This window comes from Stenotrophomonas sp. 05L414_2 (genome assembly GCF_056397905.1).
The window spans coordinates 16,267-30,863 of sequence record NZ_JBFTOJ010000027.1 but is presented as its reverse complement, the minus strand read 5'-3'; the positions used below and the strand labels follow the sequence as shown (position 1 = coordinate 30,863).

Annotated in this window: 15 protein-coding genes; 6 read left to right on the top strand and 9 right to left on the bottom strand. The window is 67.4% G+C overall.

Features of this window, described 5'->3' with window-relative positions:
• Nucleotides 1-207 precede the first annotated feature (207 nt).
• The 3 genes from AC1DJN_RS05910 to AC1DJN_RS05900 all read right to left on the bottom strand — a co-directional run bounded on the left by AC1DJN_RS05910 (nucleotide 208) and on the right by AC1DJN_RS05900 (nucleotide 2,409).
• On the bottom strand, nucleotides 208-618 hold the full coding sequence (locus tag AC1DJN_RS05910) for a hypothetical protein (protein ID WP_025879171.1): 411 nt from the start codon (nucleotides 616-618) through the stop codon (nucleotides 208-210).
• A gap of 149 nt (nucleotides 619-767) precedes the next feature.
• On the bottom strand, nucleotides 768-1,109 hold the full coding sequence (locus AC1DJN_RS05905; RefSeq protein ID WP_025879170.1) for a hypothetical protein: 342 nt from the start codon (nucleotides 1,107-1,109) through the stop codon (nucleotides 768-770).
• A 124-nt stretch (nucleotides 1,110-1,233) separates the two neighbouring features.
• The gene (locus AC1DJN_RS05900) at nucleotides 1,234-2,409 is read right to left on the bottom strand and encodes a thiolase family protein (RefSeq protein WP_025879169.1); all 1,176 of its coding nucleotides are present in this window, start codon (nucleotides 2,407-2,409) and stop codon (nucleotides 1,234-1,236) included.
• Nucleotides 2,410-2,590: 181 nt separating this feature from the next.
• Between AC1DJN_RS05900 and AC1DJN_RS05895 the strand changes: the two genes are divergently transcribed.
• Complete coding sequence (locus AC1DJN_RS05895; protein WP_478013539.1) at nucleotides 2,591-5,428, top strand: S8 family serine peptidase; 2,838 nt, start codon at nucleotides 2,591-2,593, stop codon at nucleotides 5,426-5,428.
• Between the two features lie 85 nt (nucleotides 5,429-5,513).
• Here the strand turns inward: AC1DJN_RS05895 and AC1DJN_RS05890 are convergent, their stop codons facing one another.
• Nucleotides 5,514-6,611 (bottom strand): Glu/Leu/Phe/Val dehydrogenase dimerization domain-containing protein, encoded by a 1,098-nt coding sequence (locus tag AC1DJN_RS05890; RefSeq protein WP_025879167.1) that lies wholly within the window; start codon nucleotides 6,609-6,611, stop codon nucleotides 5,514-5,516.
• A gap of 272 nt (nucleotides 6,612-6,883) precedes the next feature.
• Here AC1DJN_RS05890 and AC1DJN_RS05885 point away from each other — a divergent pair, with 272 nt between their 5' ends.
• A complete protein-coding gene (locus AC1DJN_RS05885) occupies nucleotides 6,884-7,963 on the top strand; it encodes an HDOD domain-containing protein (RefSeq protein WP_313116724.1) in 1,080 nt (359 codons plus the stop codon).
• A 3-nt stretch (nucleotides 7,964-7,966) separates the two neighbouring features.
• Here the strand turns inward: AC1DJN_RS05885 and AC1DJN_RS05880 are convergent, their stop codons facing one another.
• From AC1DJN_RS05880 to AC1DJN_RS05870, 3 genes are all read right to left on the bottom strand, one after another.
• On the bottom strand, nucleotides 7,967-9,535 hold the full coding sequence (locus AC1DJN_RS05880) for a phospholipase D family protein (RefSeq protein ID WP_442252111.1): 1,569 nt from the start codon (nucleotides 9,533-9,535) through the stop codon (nucleotides 7,967-7,969).
• Between the two features lie 211 nt (nucleotides 9,536-9,746).
• Nucleotides 9,747-10,445 (bottom strand): RNA pseudouridine synthase, encoded by a 699-nt coding sequence (locus AC1DJN_RS05875; RefSeq protein ID WP_025879164.1) that lies wholly within the window; start codon nucleotides 10,443-10,445, stop codon nucleotides 9,747-9,749.
• 46 nt (nucleotides 10,446-10,491) lie between these two features.
• A complete protein-coding gene (locus AC1DJN_RS05870; RefSeq protein ID WP_025879163.1) occupies nucleotides 10,492-10,992 on the bottom strand; it encodes a M48 family metallopeptidase in 501 nt (166 codons plus the stop codon).
• Nucleotides 10,993-11,053: 61 nt separating this feature from the next.
• Here AC1DJN_RS05870 and AC1DJN_RS05865 point away from each other — a divergent pair, with 61 nt between their 5' ends.
• Entirely contained in the window at nucleotides 11,054-11,611 is a 558-nt protein-coding gene (locus AC1DJN_RS05865) for a DUF2058 domain-containing protein (protein ID WP_105165037.1), read from the top strand.
• Nucleotides 11,612-11,717: 106 nt separating this feature from the next.
• Nucleotides 11,718-11,984, top strand: a complete 267-nt coding sequence (locus tag AC1DJN_RS05860; RefSeq protein WP_442252110.1) for a DksA/TraR family C4-type zinc finger protein — start codon at nucleotides 11,718-11,720, stop codon at nucleotides 11,982-11,984.
• Between the two features lie 572 nt (nucleotides 11,985-12,556).
• Here AC1DJN_RS05860 and AC1DJN_RS05855 read toward each other — a convergent pair.
• On the bottom strand, nucleotides 12,557-13,150 hold the full coding sequence (locus AC1DJN_RS05855; protein WP_478038978.1) for a mechanosensitive ion channel family protein: 594 nt from the start codon (nucleotides 13,148-13,150) through the stop codon (nucleotides 12,557-12,559).
• Between the two features lie 35 nt (nucleotides 13,151-13,185).
• The gene (locus AC1DJN_RS05850; protein ID WP_282280596.1) at nucleotides 13,186-13,365 is read right to left on the bottom strand and encodes a hypothetical protein; all 180 of its coding nucleotides are present in this window, start codon (nucleotides 13,363-13,365) and stop codon (nucleotides 13,186-13,188) included.
• Nucleotides 13,366-13,491: 126 nt separating this feature from the next.
• Here AC1DJN_RS05850 and AC1DJN_RS05845 point away from each other — a divergent pair, with 126 nt between their 5' ends.
• Complete coding sequence (locus tag AC1DJN_RS05845; protein ID WP_032977116.1) at nucleotides 13,492-14,070, top strand: RNA polymerase sigma factor; 579 nt, start codon at nucleotides 13,492-13,494, stop codon at nucleotides 14,068-14,070.
• Nucleotides 14,067-14,591: a hypothetical protein gene (locus AC1DJN_RS05840; protein WP_032977117.1), complete on the top strand. Its 525-nt coding sequence runs from the start codon at nucleotides 14,067-14,069 to the stop codon at nucleotides 14,589-14,591. The genes AC1DJN_RS05845 and AC1DJN_RS05840 overlap by 4 nt, the downstream gene beginning before the upstream one ends.
• Nucleotides 14,592-14,597: the final 6 nt, after the last annotated feature.

Here is a 14,597-nt window from a genome sequence, read left to right as displayed (position 1 = left end):
GCGCAGGGGGCGCCGTAAATACGACCAGGTAGGCTCGGGCGCGCCATTCATGGCGCTTACGCCCCTGCGCAGCCCACCCGCGCGGCCCTGGACGGTTTCCGTGCGCGCCCAGCACGGAATCAACAGAAGAAGCGAAAAGCAGAAAAGCCGCGGCGATGCCGCGGCTTTTCCGGTAGCGCCGGGCGATGCCCGACGAACGCGAAGGCCTTAGTGCTTGGCTTCTTCCTTGGCGGCAGTGGCCTTGGCGTCGTCAGCAACATCGCGGGCCTTGTCGGCAACCTTCTGCGCGGCATCGGCCGTGGCGTCGCTGGCGTGGGCGGCGGCATCGGTGGCTGCGACCTTGGCCTTGTCGGCGGCGGTGGCGGTCGCGGCTGCGGCGCTGTCCAGCGCCTGCTGGGTATCGGCGGCAGCCTGTTCAGAGGCGGCAGCGGTCTTGTCGGCAGCGTCGCGGGTGGCGGCGGCGGCCTTGTCAACGGCATCGCGTGCGGCGACGCCGGCGCTGTCGGCGGCCTGCGCGGCATCCTGCTTGGCCTGTTCGGCTTCCGGGCCCTTGCAGGCAGCCAGTGCGAGCAGCAGGGAGGCGGCCAGCAGGGTAGTGGTCAGCGGACGAATCTTCATGGCGGTCTCCGGTACTGCAATGGATGGGGACGCCAGCCTATTCATACCGTTGTGAAGACCTGGTGGTGACCTGCGAACGGAACTGCGCGCAAAGAAAAAGCCGCTGGCGAACCAGCGGCTTCTTCAGAACAGCTTGAAGAAAGAAGTTATTACTTCTTGGCTTCTTCAGCAGCGTCCTTGGCCTGCTCAGCGGTAGCTTCGGCAGCCTTGGCGGCGTCCTTGGCTTCGCCAGCAGCGGCGTCGGTGGCAGCGCCAGCAGCCTGGGCAGCGGCGTCGACCGAAGCGTCAGCAGCGGTGGCGGCGGTGTCAGCGGCCTGCTGGGCAGCGTCGGCGGTCTGGGCGCCAGCAGCGGCGGCCTGGTCGGCAGCAGCCTGGGCTTCGGTGGCGGCCTGGTTGGCCGAAGCAGCGGCGTCCTGGGCAGCTTCCTGCTTCGAGCAGGCGGCCAGGGCCAGAGCCAGGGACATCGCGACCAGCAGCTTGTTGATGCTCATTGTGTAAATCCTCGTCGTTAGAATTAGGCAACGCGCATGCTGCGCGCCGACAACATGATGACAAGCCAAGATTGGGTGTCAAGCGATCCCGCATTCATTTTTGCGAAATAGACGTTAAACCCTTTCAGATCAACTCGATGGCGATAGCCGTCGCTTCGCCGCCGCCGATGCACAGGGTGGCAATGCCGCGCTTGCCGCCGCGCGTGCGCAATGCGTTGACCAGGGTGACCACCAGGCGTGCGCCGGAGGCGCCGATCGGATGGCCCAGCGCGCAGGCACCGCCATTCACGTTGAGCTTGTCGTGCGGGATGCCCAGTTCGCGCATCGGTGCCATCGCCACCACGGCGAAGGCCTCGTTGACTTCGAACAGATCGACCTGGTCCAGCGACCAGCCGGTCTTCGCCAGCAGGGTGTGGATGGCACCGATCGGGGCGGTGGTGAACCACTCCGGCTCCTGCGAATGGGTGGCATGGCCGACGATGCGCGCCAGCGGCTGCAGGCCGCGTGCGGCAGCATCTTCTTCGGTCAGCAGGACCACGGCGGCAGCGCCGTCGGAGATGCTGGAGGAACTGGCGGCGGTCACGCTGCCGTCCTTCTTGAAGGCCGGGCGCAGGGTCGGGATCTTGGCAATGTCCGAACGACCAGGCTGTTCGTCGCTGGCGACCTCGACTTCACCCTTGCGGGTGGCGACCTTCACCGCAACGATCTCGTCGGCGAAGGCGCCGTTGGCCTGGGCTGCCTGTGCGCGCTTGACCGATTCGATGGAGTAGGCGTCCTGCTCTTCGCGGGTGAACTGGTACTTGTCCACGGCGCATTCGGCGAACTCGCCCATGGCCTTGCCGTCATAGGCATTGACCAGGCCGTCGTGGGCCATGTGGTCCACCGCCTGGAAGTTGCCGAAACGGTTGCCGGTGCGCGAATTGGGCAACAGGTGCGGCGCGTTGGACATCGACTCCATGCCGCCGGCGACCACGACCTTGGCCGAACCGGCCTTGATCAGGTCATGCCCGAGCATGATGGCCTTCATGCCCGAACCGCAGACCTTGTTGAGGGTGGTGGCGCCGACCGACAGCGGAATACCGGCGGCGATCGCTGCCTGGCGGGCAGGGGCCTGGCCGAGATTGGCCGGCAGCACGCAGCCCATCAGGACTTCGGAGACGTCGCTGGCAGGCACGCCCGACTGTTCCAGCGCGGCGGCGATGGCGGCCGCGCCGAGGGTCGGGGTCGGAACGCCGTTGAACTGGCCGAGGAAGGAGCCGATGGCGGTGCGCTTGGCGGCGGCGATGACGATGTTGGACATGGCAATCTCGTTGATGCGTGAGCAATGTTCGGAAAGGAGACGACGGGCGTTGGATACGGCGCCGTTTCCCGGCAGACTGCGTGGGGGTCGGCCCAGTATAGAGGGTCGGCGAAGACTGCCGCTGGGCAGTACTGGATGCCTGCCCGGATGGCGGCAGGCCAACGTTCATGGGAAGGAAACGATGGAACGTAAGACGATGGGAAGGTCGGTCCTGGCATCGGCGCTGGCGGTGGCGCTGACGGCGTGTGGCGGTGGAGGCGGCGGCAGCAACGTGCGCATCGACCCGCCCCCGACCACGCCTCCGGTCACGCCCCCGGTCACCCCGCCTCCCGCTGCCAGACCGCTTGAGCCGGTCGTGGATGCGCATCTGGCACAGACCAACGCGCGTGCCGCACAGGCCACCGGCGCGACCGGCCGGGGCGTGCGCATCGGCATCGTCGATTCGGGCGTGCTGCGCAGTGCCGAGGCGCTGAACGGACGGGTGGTGGCCAACCTCAACTACATCGACCCGAGCCGCAACAATCTCAACGTCGATGACGTGCTTGGCCATGGCACGGCCGTCGCCAGCCTGGCGGCCGGTGTACCGGTGGGGGTCTGGCCCGGCGGCATCGCACAGGGGGCGGAGATCGTCTCGGCACGCATCATTTCCGACACCACGCCCAAGGATGACGGCAGTGGCAAGGGCAACTCCTTCAGCGGCACGCTGGGCGTGGCCGGGGTTCACCAGGACCTGATCAACTACGGCGTGAAGGTGATGAACAATTCATGGGGCGGCCTGTACTGGACCGACCTCGGCACCACAGCGCAGGTCGCGGGCGAATACCGCCCCTTCATCATCAATCACGGTGGCCTGGTGGTGTTCGCCGCAGGCAACGAAGGGCGCGACCAGCCCAGCAGCGTGGCCGCGCTGCCCAGCCAGCGTGGCTTCGGCGGATCGCTGCCGGCAGCGGATCTGGAAAAAGGCTGGCTGGTAGCTACTGCAATCGATCCGAACAAGCCCGGTGAACGTGCGCCGTGGGCCAATGCCTGTGGCGACGCCGCGCGCTATTGCCTGACCGCTCCCGGCAGCGCGGTGTTCCCGGAGCCGGGTACCGGCAAGTACCTGTGGAACTACGGTACGTCCTTCGCCGCGCCGCTGATCTCCGGTGCTGCGGCGCTGGTCTGGCAGCGCTATCCCTACTTCGACAACGACCTGGTGCGGCAGACCCTGCTCGGCACCGCCACCGACATCGGGGCGCCGGGCGTCGATCCCATCTACGGCTACGGCATGCTCAACGTCGGCAAGGCGGTGAACGGTCCCGGCCGCTTCGACTGGGGCGATGCCACGGTCAATGTCGACGCGGCCTCTTCGGGCTCGATCTGGAGCAACGACATCGCCGGCGCTGGCGGCCTGATCAAGCGCGGCGATGGCCGGCTGGAGCTGAGCGGCAACAACAGCTACAGCGGTGCGACCCGCATCGAGCGCGGCACCCTGGCCCTGCGCGGTGGCGCCGTGATCCGTTCCAACGTGAGCGTCTCCGGTTCCGGTGGTGCCTCGATGGCCGGCCTGCAGTTCATGCCCGGCACGCCGCGGGTGATCGGCAACGTCGACAACGGCGCCAGCGTGGTGCTGGTCAACGCCAACACCACCGCGACCATCGAAGGCAATTACAGCCAGCGGCCGGATGCGCAGCTGATCGTCGCGCTGGGGGTGAACGCGCTGCAGGTGACCGGCACCGCACGCCTGGCCGGCGGCGTGGTGGTCGATGGCATCGTGTCCGGTTACGTGCCGCAGGTCGGCAGCCGCCAGGATCTGGTCCATGCCAACGGCGGTATCAACGGCACGTTCACCACGCCGGTGGCCAACACCGGCGCCAACGGCCTGACCCTGCTGCAGGCGCAGTACGGCTATGGCAGCAACGACGCGTGGATGGACCTGACCCAGGTCAACGTTTCGGCAGCCGCATCGGGCCTGGGCGCCAATGCACAGGCATCGGCACTGCGGGTGCAGTCGGCATTCACCGCGCTGGACCGCAATGCGGATCTGCAGGGCTCGGCGTTCGGCGTGGCCGCAGGCGCGCTGCAGCGTACGTCTGGCGGAACCGATGGCCTGTCGGCGAGCCTGGAGAGCCTGTCCGGACAAGCACATGCGCGCGCTGAAGCGTCGACCTTCGACAGCGTGGACATGTCGCGCCGCGCGGTTGCCGAGCGCTTCGACCGCGTGCAGGCTGCGCCGAAACTGCGTGGCGCCTGGCAGAGCGCGCTGGGTGAAGCCGGGCAGGGCAGCTTTGCCGGCAACGCCGCCGACAGCCAGGGCTGGATGGCCGGCCAGGACGTGGCACTGGGCAGCAACGGCCTGCTGGGCATGGCCTTTGGCGAAACCCGCAGCAACGGCGGCAGCAACTTCAGTGGTGATCGTGGGCGTGACCGCCAGGCGCAGGCGCAGTTGTATGCCGGCTGGAACCTGGGGCGTGGCTATGCGCTGGCCCAGTTCGGCACCGGCCAGTTCACCCGGGAACTGGATCGCCAGTTGCTGCTGGGTGCCGGTGCCTACGGTGTGTCCGCGCGCTACGGCGGACGTTTCAGCAGTGCCAGCGTTGAAGGCGGCTATCGTTTCGGGCGCATCGGTGCATCGTTGACACCGTACCTGGGGGCAAGCAGCACCCGCCTGGACACCGATGGCTTCAGCGAGCAGGGCGGCTTCGGCTTCGGCCTGCGCGGTGAGGCGTCGCGTGCACAGCGCAGCCAGATGCTGGCGGGCCTGCGGGGTGAGCGGCAGTGGGGTCGTTGGACCCTGCGCGGCCATGCCGAATGGCAGCAACGGCTGGATGGCGGTGAGCAGGACTGGCAGGCAAGTTTCGTTGGCATTGACGCCTGGGCGCCGTTGGCCGGTGTTGACGCACCGCGTGGCAGTGCCTTGTTCGGCCTGGCGCTGGAATCGTGGTGGGGCCGCAATGGCCGCCTGAGCCTGGGTATCGACCAGCGCGTGGGTGGCGATGATGCACGTCAGGCGGCGCTGCGCTACAGCACTGGTTTCTGATCATGGCGCCGGGCGTGCTGCCCGGCGCGTTCATCCGGCGGTGSCGACCCACCGTCGGCACGCGTCCGGTTGCCGGGGGCGGCGCTCAGCCGCCGCGCAGGTCGCCCAGGCGCGGTGTGCTGCGGCCCAGCGGCATCTTCAGCTTGCCGATCGACAGGATGCGCGCTTCTGCGATCCGGTCAGCCGCGCGCTGCGGGGCAATGTTCTCGCGCTGCGACAGTTCGAAGATGCGCGTCAGGTTGTGGTAGATGCTGCGGATCAGCCGCATCGCGCGCTCGCGGTTGTAACCGTCGATTTCCAGCGACACGTTCATCACGCCACCAGCGTTGACCGCGTAGTCAGGCGCATACAGGATGCCGCGCGCATGCAGCTCGTCGCCGATCTCCAGGCTGGACAGCTGGTTGTTGGCGGTGCCACAGATGATCTTCGCCTTGATCCGCGGCAGCGTGTCGGCGTTGATCGCGCCTTCCAGCGCGCACGGCGCGAACACATCGGCGTTCACTTCGTGGATCTCGTCCGGCTTGACTGCCTCGGCGCCGAAATCGTTGACTGCACGATCCACCAGCGCGCTGTCCAGATCGGTCACGTACAGCTTGGCGCCACGGTCGCGCAGCAGCTTCACCAGTTCCATGCCGATATGGCCCAGGCCCTGCACCGCGATGCTGGTCTTGCCCACTTCCTCATGGCCGAACTTGAAGCGCATCGAGGCCATCAACGCCTGCAGCGCGCCATAGGCGGTGAACGGCGCCGGATCTCCCGAGCCGCCATGGACCTGGTGCACGCCGGTGACGAACTGGCTCTCCAGGTAGATGTTCTCCATGTCGTTGACGTCGGTGCCGACGTCCTCGGCCGTGATGTAGCGACCACCCAGCGAATCGACATAGCGGCCGAACGCGCGGAACAGCACTTCGGTCTTGTCGACCTTGGGGTCGCCGATGATCACCGCCTTGCCGCCACCGACATTGAGACCGGCCAGTGCATTCTTGTAGGTCATCGTGCGGCTCAACCGCAGCACATCGGCCAGCGCATCGTCGGTGCTGGCGTAAGGGCGCATGCGCACCCCGCCCAGGGCAGGGCCCAGGGTGGTGTTGTGGATGGCGATGATTGCCCGCAGGCCGGCATCCTGGTTGTGGCAGAACACCACCTGTTCGTGGCCGGTGGTTGCGAGGGTTTCGAATAGCATGGGGTCTCCGATGGCGCGATCTGCGGTGAACTGCGGCGAACTGCCAATGAACGGTAGGGTCCGAAAACAAAAAAAGCGACGTCGTCGGTACAGGGGGACGGGTCGCGCGGCGCCATTCTAGTCCATTCGCCCGGGATATGCCGTCGACGCCGGACGCGCCCGGGTTAAAGAAGATGAAAGTGCGGCCGATGCTGCGACGACGGCAGGTCGCCGGATGTGATGAAGGCGCAGGGGCAGGCAGTGGCAGCAGGACAACGACAGGATGGGCGGCGATGACCGCAGCGTGGTGGCGATCTGTGCTCCGTTGGCTGTCGCAGCTGACCGGGCAGGCCCCGGCACGCCTGGCCGCAGCCCCCCGCCAGGCCGTGGCGGCCGCGGCGGCCAGCCTGCAGGGCGACGCCTTGCCGGCGGCCGAGGTCGCCGCCCACCTGCAGCGCGGACTGCACGCGCTGGCCCTGTATCCGCGCTTGGCAGGCGAACCGGCGGCGGTCAGCGCATCGGGTCTGGCCGAAGCGGTGGACCGCGCGCTGCAGGACCGCGACTGGGCTACCCGGCAGCTGCCGCGGCGCCCGCAACTGCTGCCGCAGCTGATCCAGACGGTCAATGACGACGTTGCATCGGCGCGGGTGATGGCGGCGATCATCGGCCAGGATCCGGTGCTGACCGGCAACCTGCTCCGGATCGCCAACAGCCCGGCCTACAAGGTGCACGAGCGGCCTGTGGAAAGCCTGCAGCGGGCGGTGACCCTGGTCGGCACCGAAGGTGTGCGGCAGATCATCAGTGCAGTGCTGGTGCAGCCGGTGATGCAGGTGCAGTGCGAGGTGTTCCCGCAGTTCAGTTCGATCATCTGGGAGCACGCCCTGCTGGCGTCGCGCGCGGCCGCTGACCATGCGCGCACGGTCACCTTCGGCGATGCCTTCGCTGCGCAATGGCTGGGCCTGGTGCAGGGCCTGGGGGCGGCGCTGGTCATGCGTCAACTGCTGCAGGAAGCACAGGCTCGTGGCGAAGAGGTGGAGCCGGCGCTGGCCCTGCAGTTGCTGCAGCAGTGGTCACTGCCGTTGGCGCAGCGGGTGGCAGCAGCGTGGGAATTGCCCGAACCGGTGCATCAGGCCCTGGCGCCTGATGCAGACGGTCCGCTGGCCGACAGCCTGCGCCTGGCCAGCGCCGCCGCGGCGGCCAGCCTGCTGTGCCGGCACGGGCATGCCAGCCAGGGCCGCATGCTGGCCTTGCTGGAACAATTGCCGGCAGCGCCGCCACACGCGCTGCGCTGGATCTGGCGGCGCCTGCATGGGCGCAATGTGGAAACCCTGGACGAAAGCCTGCACGGCGATGGCGAGGGGGCCGCCCCCTGATCGTTACAGCTGGGATTCCAGCGGCAACCAGCTGATCACCCGTGCCGTCCAGCGTTTGCCAAGACTGCTGCCGGGCTCGGCATCGACCCAGTGCGGCGGCGGCTCGCGCTGCAGCCAGCGCAGTTCGTCATCAGCGCCCAGTGCCAGCCACCAGGCGTGTTCCGGGCTGGCCAGGCGCAGGTATTCCGAGCGCAGCTGTGCGCCCAGCACCGGGTCGTCGAACAGCACGCCCATCTCGGTGTTGAGATAGGCCGAACGCGGATCGAGGTTGAACGATCCGACGAACCCGCGCCGGTCGTCGACCAGCAATGCCTTGGTGTGCAGGCTGGCGCCGCTGCTGCCGAACAGGCTGCCGTCACCGGCCTGGCCGTTCGCCTTCAGTTCGTACAGCTGCACGCCGGCCTTCAGCAGCGGCACCCGGTAGCCCATGTAGCCACCGTGCACGGCAGCCACATCGTTGGCCGCCAGCGAGTTGGTCACCACGCCGACCTGGGCGCCGCGTCCGGCCATCGCCGAAAGTCCGTTCAGCCCTTCGCTGCCGGGAACGAAGTACGGCGAGATCAACAGTGCCTTGTAGCGCGTCGACTGCAGCTGCCGGACCAGCTCGGTGACCAGCCAGTCGTCGTGTGCATCGTCGTGGTGCTTCATCGGTGGATCGGACACGATCCGTACCTGCCTGCTCCAGTGCAGCGGCTCCGGGCTGGCACGCTGTCGCTGGCGCGACTCGGCCACGCGCTGCAGGTATGGTTGGGCCTGCGCATGCAGCGCGTCCAGATCGGACTGGCGCACCAGCTGGCGCAGCTGTGCATCGGTATAGGTTGCCAGCGCCGAGATCGGAATCGCTGCGTCGCTGTTCCAGTAGTCGTCGAAGATCTGGTTGGCCTGCTGCACGGCCGGGCCGGCCACCACCAGGTCCAGGTCCTGGAAATTCACGTCGCTGCGCGCGCTGAAATATTCCTCGCCGATGTTGCGGCCACCCACGATCGCAATGCGGCCATCGGCGATCCAGCTCTTGTTGTGCATGCGGTGGTTCACGCTGAAGGCGCGTTGCACCAGCTCCAGCGTGCGGGCCATGCCGCTGCGGTTGCGGAACGGGTTGTACAGGCGAAGCTCGATGTTGGGATGCGCATCGAGCGCCATCATCAGCGCATCCTTGTCCTTGGCATTCATGTCATCAAGCAGGATGCGCACGCGCACGCCACGTTCGGCAGCGTCGTACAGCGCCTTGGCCATCAAGTGGCCGATCAGGTCGTCGTGCCAGATGTAGTACTGCAGGTCCAGGCTGCGGCCGGCGTGCTCGGTGATCATCGCGCGGGCAGCGAACGCATCCATGCCATCGCTGAGGAAGGCCACGCCCGACTGCCCGGGATGGGCGGCCTGCAGGGGCATCATCTGCCGATCAATGGGCGTCTGCGCAGGTTGCAGCGGCAGTACCTGCGACGCTTCGCCGCGCGCCTGCGGGGCCAGGTGGTCGGCCAGCAGCAGGCCGGACAGCACCAGCAGAAGCAGGGCGGCGATGATGATCGCGGCCACGCGCAGCAGGCGTCGCCATAAAGGTTTGCGCAGACTCATGACGCCGATGGTAGATCCTGGCTACGCATGGAGGTAGACCCACGCCAAGCGTGAATGAACTGTCACCGGTAGATCCACGCCACGCGTGGATGAACTGTCACCCCGGTAGATCCACGCCACGCATGGATGAGCTGCCACCGGTAGATCCACGCCATGCGTGGAAGAACTGCCACCGGTAGATCCACGCCATGCGTGGATGAAGCGCCGTGACTCAGAACCGCTCGTCGCTGCCCAGATAGCGCCACTGGCCCACGGCCAGCGGGCCCAGCGCCACCCGGCCGATGCGCAGGCGGCGTACGGCCACCACCTGCAGGCCGGCAGCCGTCACCGCAGTCCTCAGTCCCTTCGCGGTCAGTCCCTTGCCTGCAAAACGCAGGCGCTGCTCGCTCTGCCAGCTGACCTTCGGGCCGCCTGCTTCATGCTGCAGCCGGGCCATCAGCCACGGGCCACGTTCCGGGCCGCCTTCAGCCACTTCGACCAGGTACTCCTGTTCGGTGCGGCCCAGGTTGCGCTGCAGGTGCGCGAGCACCGCCGGATCCTGGCTGACCACCACCAGCCCGTTGTCGTCGGCCGGCAGCGAGGATGCCAGCTGCAGGCCGTGGAAATGCCGTTGCAGCGGGCGGATGTCACTGGCATCCAGTTCGCTGCGGGTCTCGGTGCGGATCAGCGCGCACAGGGCATCGGCTGGCACGCCCGCCGGTTTGTGCAGCAGCATGCTGGCGCGCTCGGCCTTGCTGTCGCTGGCCTGCTCGGCCACCACGATGCTGGCGCTCTCGTCCACCGGGCGCTGCGGCTGTTCCACCACTTCGCCATCGACGCTGACCCAGCCRCCCTCGATATAGCGCCGCGCTTCACCACGCGGGATGCCGAGCAGGGCGGACAGGCGTTTGTCGAGTCGGGTCGGTTCCATGGCGAAAGGTCGGGCAGGGGGCGCGCAGTGTAGCCGCTACGCCGGCTCAGCGCTGGCCGCGGTTGGCCAGCTCGGTCAGGTACAGGCGGGTATCGAACTCCAGCTGCAGGTAATCCGGCTCCATGTGCTGGCACAGCTGGTAGAAGGCCTTGTTGTGGTCGGCCTCCCTCAGATGGGCCAGCTCGTGCACCACGATCATGCGCAGGAAGGCAGCTGGCGCCTGCCGGAACACGGTGGCGATGCGGATCTCGCGGCTGGCCTTGAGCCGGCCGCCGTGTACACGGGAAATGGCGGTGTGGGTGCCCAGGGCATGCTTGATGACCTCCAGCGTGTTGTCATAGCAGACCTTGTTGAGCGGCACCGACTTGCGCAGGTAGCGGTCCTTCATGTCCTGGGTGTAGTCGTACAGCTGGCGGTCGCTGCGCACCTCATGCGGGTCGGGGTAGCGCTGCTGCAGCCAGGGGCCGAGCTTGCCCTGTGCCAGCAGATCGCTGACCTGGGCGACCAGGGGTTCGGGGTAGCCGGTGAGGTACTTCAGGACAGCCATGCAGGGGCGTCGGCGCGTCGGTAGAATGGGGCATCCAGATTACACGCGGTACGTATCGACCATGGCAAAGCCCAACGCGCTGCAGGAACAATTGCTCAAGGCCGGCCTGGCCAAGAAGTCGCAGGCCAGTGCCGCCGCGCGTGAACAGGCCAAGGCCCGCCAGGGCAAGGCCGAGTCGACGTCGGCGGAGGTCCAGCGTGAAGCTGAACGTGCCCGGGCCGAGAAGATCGAGCGTGACCGTGCGCTGGCTGCCGAGCGCAACGCGCAGGCCCGGCAGGCTGAGCGCAAGGCGCAGGCCAAGCAGATCATCAGCGCCCACGCCGTGCCGCACAAAGGCGAGGACGAGTACCGCTTCAGCGATGGCGCAGTGATCCGCACCCTGTTGATCGATACCAAGCTGCGCAAGGCATTGTCGGTGGGCGTGCTGGTCATTGTGGCCCATGGCGATGGCTACGCGGTGCTGCCACGCGCGGCAGCGGAGAAGGTGCGTGAACGCGCCCCGGAAGCCATCATCGTCGACCATGGCACGCCCGGCTCCAGCGCCGAGATCTCCACAGGCAACGCCGAGGACGACGCCTACTACGCACAGTTCCAGGTCCCCGACGACCTGGTCTGGTAAGGCGACGCTGAACCGGTCGCAGCGTCCGCCGGGCATGGCCCGGCGCTACCGATTGCGGCGGGGTGTATTGTCCCCATATCAGGCGACACACCTGCGGAGGATGGCCATGGCTACCGGTTGGGCCGGAGATGGCGCGGTCCAGGACCAGATCGACGCCACCGTCGACGATGCGATTGCCCACGCGCGGCGCCAGCTGCGCCAGGGCCCGGGTCTGGAACACTGTGAGGAATGCGACGCGCCGATTCCTTTGGCGCGGCGTCAGGCAGTGCCTGGCGTACGGCTGTGCGTGAACTGTCAGCAGGCGCATGACGAAGAGGAACAGGCGCAGAGTGGCTACAACCGCCGGGGCAGCAAGGACAGCCAACTGCGGTAAGGGTGGTCGGCAGGGCGGCGCCCTGCACCCGCGGTAGTGCCGGCCGCTGGCCGGCAACCTTGAGAGCAATAGCAACAGCAACAGCAAGAGCGGCATTCCGTGGGATGGCGGGGTGGGCCCGGTTGCGGGAGACGCCGTAAACCCATCCATGGGGGCTTGGCCGCGGCATCCATGCCGCGGACACTCCCGCAACCGGACCCACCCCGCCTTCGACAGGTTCCCGCGATCTGTCATGGATCCACGCCATGCGTGGATGWATYYCSATSGAAATCGAATATTTCGATATTGGATCGAAGAGCATCCACGCGTGGCGTGGATCTACGTGTCGACCAAGGTCGACACCTACCAACAGCAGCCGGGAATTGTCGAAGGCGGGGCACTGTGGGTTTGCGGGGTGTGAGCGGCATGGATGCCGCGACCAAGCCTCCAGGGATGGATTCACGGCGTCCCCGCACACCCACAGTGCCCCGCCATCCCACGGAATGCCGGCTTTTGACGTTGACGTTGACGCTGACGTTGCCTTGGTTTGAAGGCCTCTGCGGGTGCAGGGCGCCGCCCTGCCGAACACCCCCTCAGCCGTCGCCCTGGATGCCGCCGGGCGCCTGCGTCGGGTCCCGCCAGCGCCGCACCGTGCGCTGGAAGAACAGGTTGTTCGGCAACTGCAGCACCGTGCCCTCGTGGCCGTTGCCGGTTTCCTGCAGCGTGGTGTAGATCAGGTTCACGTCGATCACCCGGCCCTTCAGCCCGGGCTTTTCGCCGTTCTCCAGCACTTCGATGTAGTCATGCAGGCGGAACGGTCGCGTGGTGAAGATCAGCAGSGTGCAGAAGATGTTGGACAGCACGCTCCAGGCSGCGAAGAACGCCACCGCGCCSACCGCRGCGAARCCGGTGAASGCSGTCCACAGCACCGAGGGCGATGCACCGAGCAGGCTGAGGATGTACAGCACCGCGCTGAAATAGACCACGAAGCTGGTGATCCGGCGCGCGCCCATCACCATTTCCGGCGGCAGCGTGTAGTGGTCGGCGAAGCGGCGGATCRGGCGCCGCGCCAGCACCCGCACCAGCCAGGCGGCGAGCAGGGTGATCAGGATCTGCAGGGCGATCCCGATGTCATGCAGCCAGGGGTGGGTCCAGGCGGGCAGGTGGTCCTTCAGCGACAACATCATGGGGCGACAACGTGTGACGGAAACGGGGCTTGATGTTACCCGGCGCGTGTCGACGTTTCGACCGCCTGTGCCCAGGCAAGGCAGACAAGGTCCTGTTTGTGCTGCTGCAGGCAGGCGCGGCCGCTTTCGGCACGCCAGTGCAGGGAAACGTCGAACGCCTGCAGCAGCATGCAGGTCGCGATCGCCAGCAGGGCGGCGCAGGAAGGGCTGGACATGGGATGCTCCTGGCCGGGCAGGCCTGCGGGGGACCTGTGATGGATGCAGCCAGGCGCGAAAAGGTTGCAACCGAAAAGCGCTCCGGAAGATCTAAACCTTTTTCCGGCAGGCCGCATCCAACGGATATGCTCGACACCACCATGCCCGCGCCGCCTGCCGCCAACGACGTCGTCGACGAAACCGCCTTGGTACGTGCAGCGGCGGCCGGCGATACCGCTGCCTATGAACAGCTGTATCGGCAGCATGCGCCGCGGGTGTTTGCCACCCTGTGGCGGCTGTGTGGCGGGCAGCAGGCGCGTGCCGAGGATGCACTGCAGGAAGCGTTCCTGCAGGCATGGAAGGCACTGCCCGGCTTCCGTTTCGAGAGCAGCCTGTCGACCTGGCTGCATCGGTTGGGAGTGAACGCCGCGCTGATGGAACTGCGCGGTCGTGCCGCCGGGCATGACCACGACAGCCTGGACGACGTGGACGGTGGGCTGCCGGAGATGGCGGTGCATGACGGCTGCGCCGGCACCGAACGCGACCTGGAACGCGCGTTGGCGACCCTGCCGCCGCGCGCGCGTGCGGTCTTGGTGCTGCACGATATCGAAGGCTGGAAACACCATGAAATCGCCGGCCAGCTGCAGATGGCGGTCGGCAGTTCCAAAGCACAGCTGCATCGCGCGCGTGGCCTGCTGCGCGCGCGCCTGGGAGACATGACATGAGTACGCACGACCCCGATCACGACCTGCTGGCGCGCCTGCGCGCCCTTCCCGCGGAACGCAGCGCACCGGCCGATGGCTGGGAACGCCTGTCGGCGCGGTTGCCACCCCGCGAACCGGTTGCCGTGCAGGCGCCGGTGGACAACGTGGTGGCCTTGCCACTGCGCACCCGTCGACGCTGGTGGCTGCCGGTTGGCGCGGCGTTGGCAGCCAGCCTCGCGCTCTACGCGGTGGCGCCGTGGCGGCACGCGCCCGAGTCGCTGCCTGCACCCAGCGGCCTGCAGCTGCAGGCCGATGCGATGACCGAACAGTACCGGCAGGCAGTGGCGTCGCTGCCTGATGGCACTGCGCCGGAGTGGCAGCCCGCGCTGCATGAACTGGATCGCAGCGCGGAACAGATCCGCGCCGCGATGGCGCAGGACCCGCGTGCGCCGCACCTGCTTGGACAGCTCAAGCGGACCTATGCGCTGCGGCTCGAACTGACCCGGCAGGCGGCCCAGGCCGCCTCCGGTCTGACAACCTGAGGAGAC

Bases quoted from the DNA above. Each gene is read 5' to 3' on its own strand.
- AC1DJN_RS05865 (WP_105165037.1), top strand. From the start codon at position 11,054: ATGGCAAAGCCCAACGCGCTGCAGGAACAATTGCTCAAGGCCGGCCTG.
- AC1DJN_RS05845 (WP_032977116.1), top strand. From the start codon at position 13,492: ATGCTCGACACCACCATGCCCGCGCCGCCTGCCGCCAACGACGTCGTC.
- AC1DJN_RS05910 (WP_025879171.1), bottom strand. From the start codon at position 618: ATGAAGATTCGTCCGCTGACCACTACCCTGCTGGCCGCCTCCCTGCTG.
- AC1DJN_RS05870 (WP_025879163.1), bottom strand. From the start codon at position 10,992: ATGGCTGTCCTGAAGTACCTCACCGGCTACCCCGAACCCCTGGTCGCC.
- AC1DJN_RS05880 (WP_442252111.1), bottom strand. From the start codon at position 9,535: ATGAGTCTGCGCAAACCTTTATGGCGACGCCTGCTGCGCGTGGCCGCG.
- AC1DJN_RS05885 (WP_313116724.1), top strand. From the start codon at position 6,884: ATGACCGCAGCGTGGTGGCGATCTGTGCTCCGTTGGCTGTCGCAGCTG.
- AC1DJN_RS05895 (WP_478013539.1), top strand. From the start codon at position 2,591: ATGGAACGTAAGACGATGGGAAGGTCGGTCCTGGCATCGGCGCTGGCG.
- AC1DJN_RS05850 (WP_282280596.1), bottom strand. From the start codon at position 13,365: ATGTCCAGCCCTTCCTGCGCCGCCCTGCTGGCGATCGCGACCTGCATG.
- AC1DJN_RS05890 (WP_025879167.1), bottom strand. From the start codon at position 6,611: ATGCTATTCGAAACCCTCGCAACCACCGGCCACGAACAGGTGGTGTTC.
- AC1DJN_RS05900 (WP_025879169.1), bottom strand. From the start codon at position 2,409: ATGTCCAACATCGTCATCGCCGCCGCCAAGCGCACCGCCATCGGCTCC.
- AC1DJN_RS05860 (WP_442252110.1), top strand. From the start codon at position 11,718: ATGGCTACCGGTTGGGCCGGAGATGGCGCGGTCCAGGACCAGATCGAC.
- AC1DJN_RS05840 (WP_032977117.1), top strand. From the start codon at position 14,067: ATGAGTACGCACGACCCCGATCACGACCTGCTGGCGCGCCTGCGCGCC.
- AC1DJN_RS05905 (WP_025879170.1), bottom strand. From the start codon at position 1,109: ATGAGCATCAACAAGCTGCTGGTCGCGATGTCCCTGGCTCTGGCCCTG.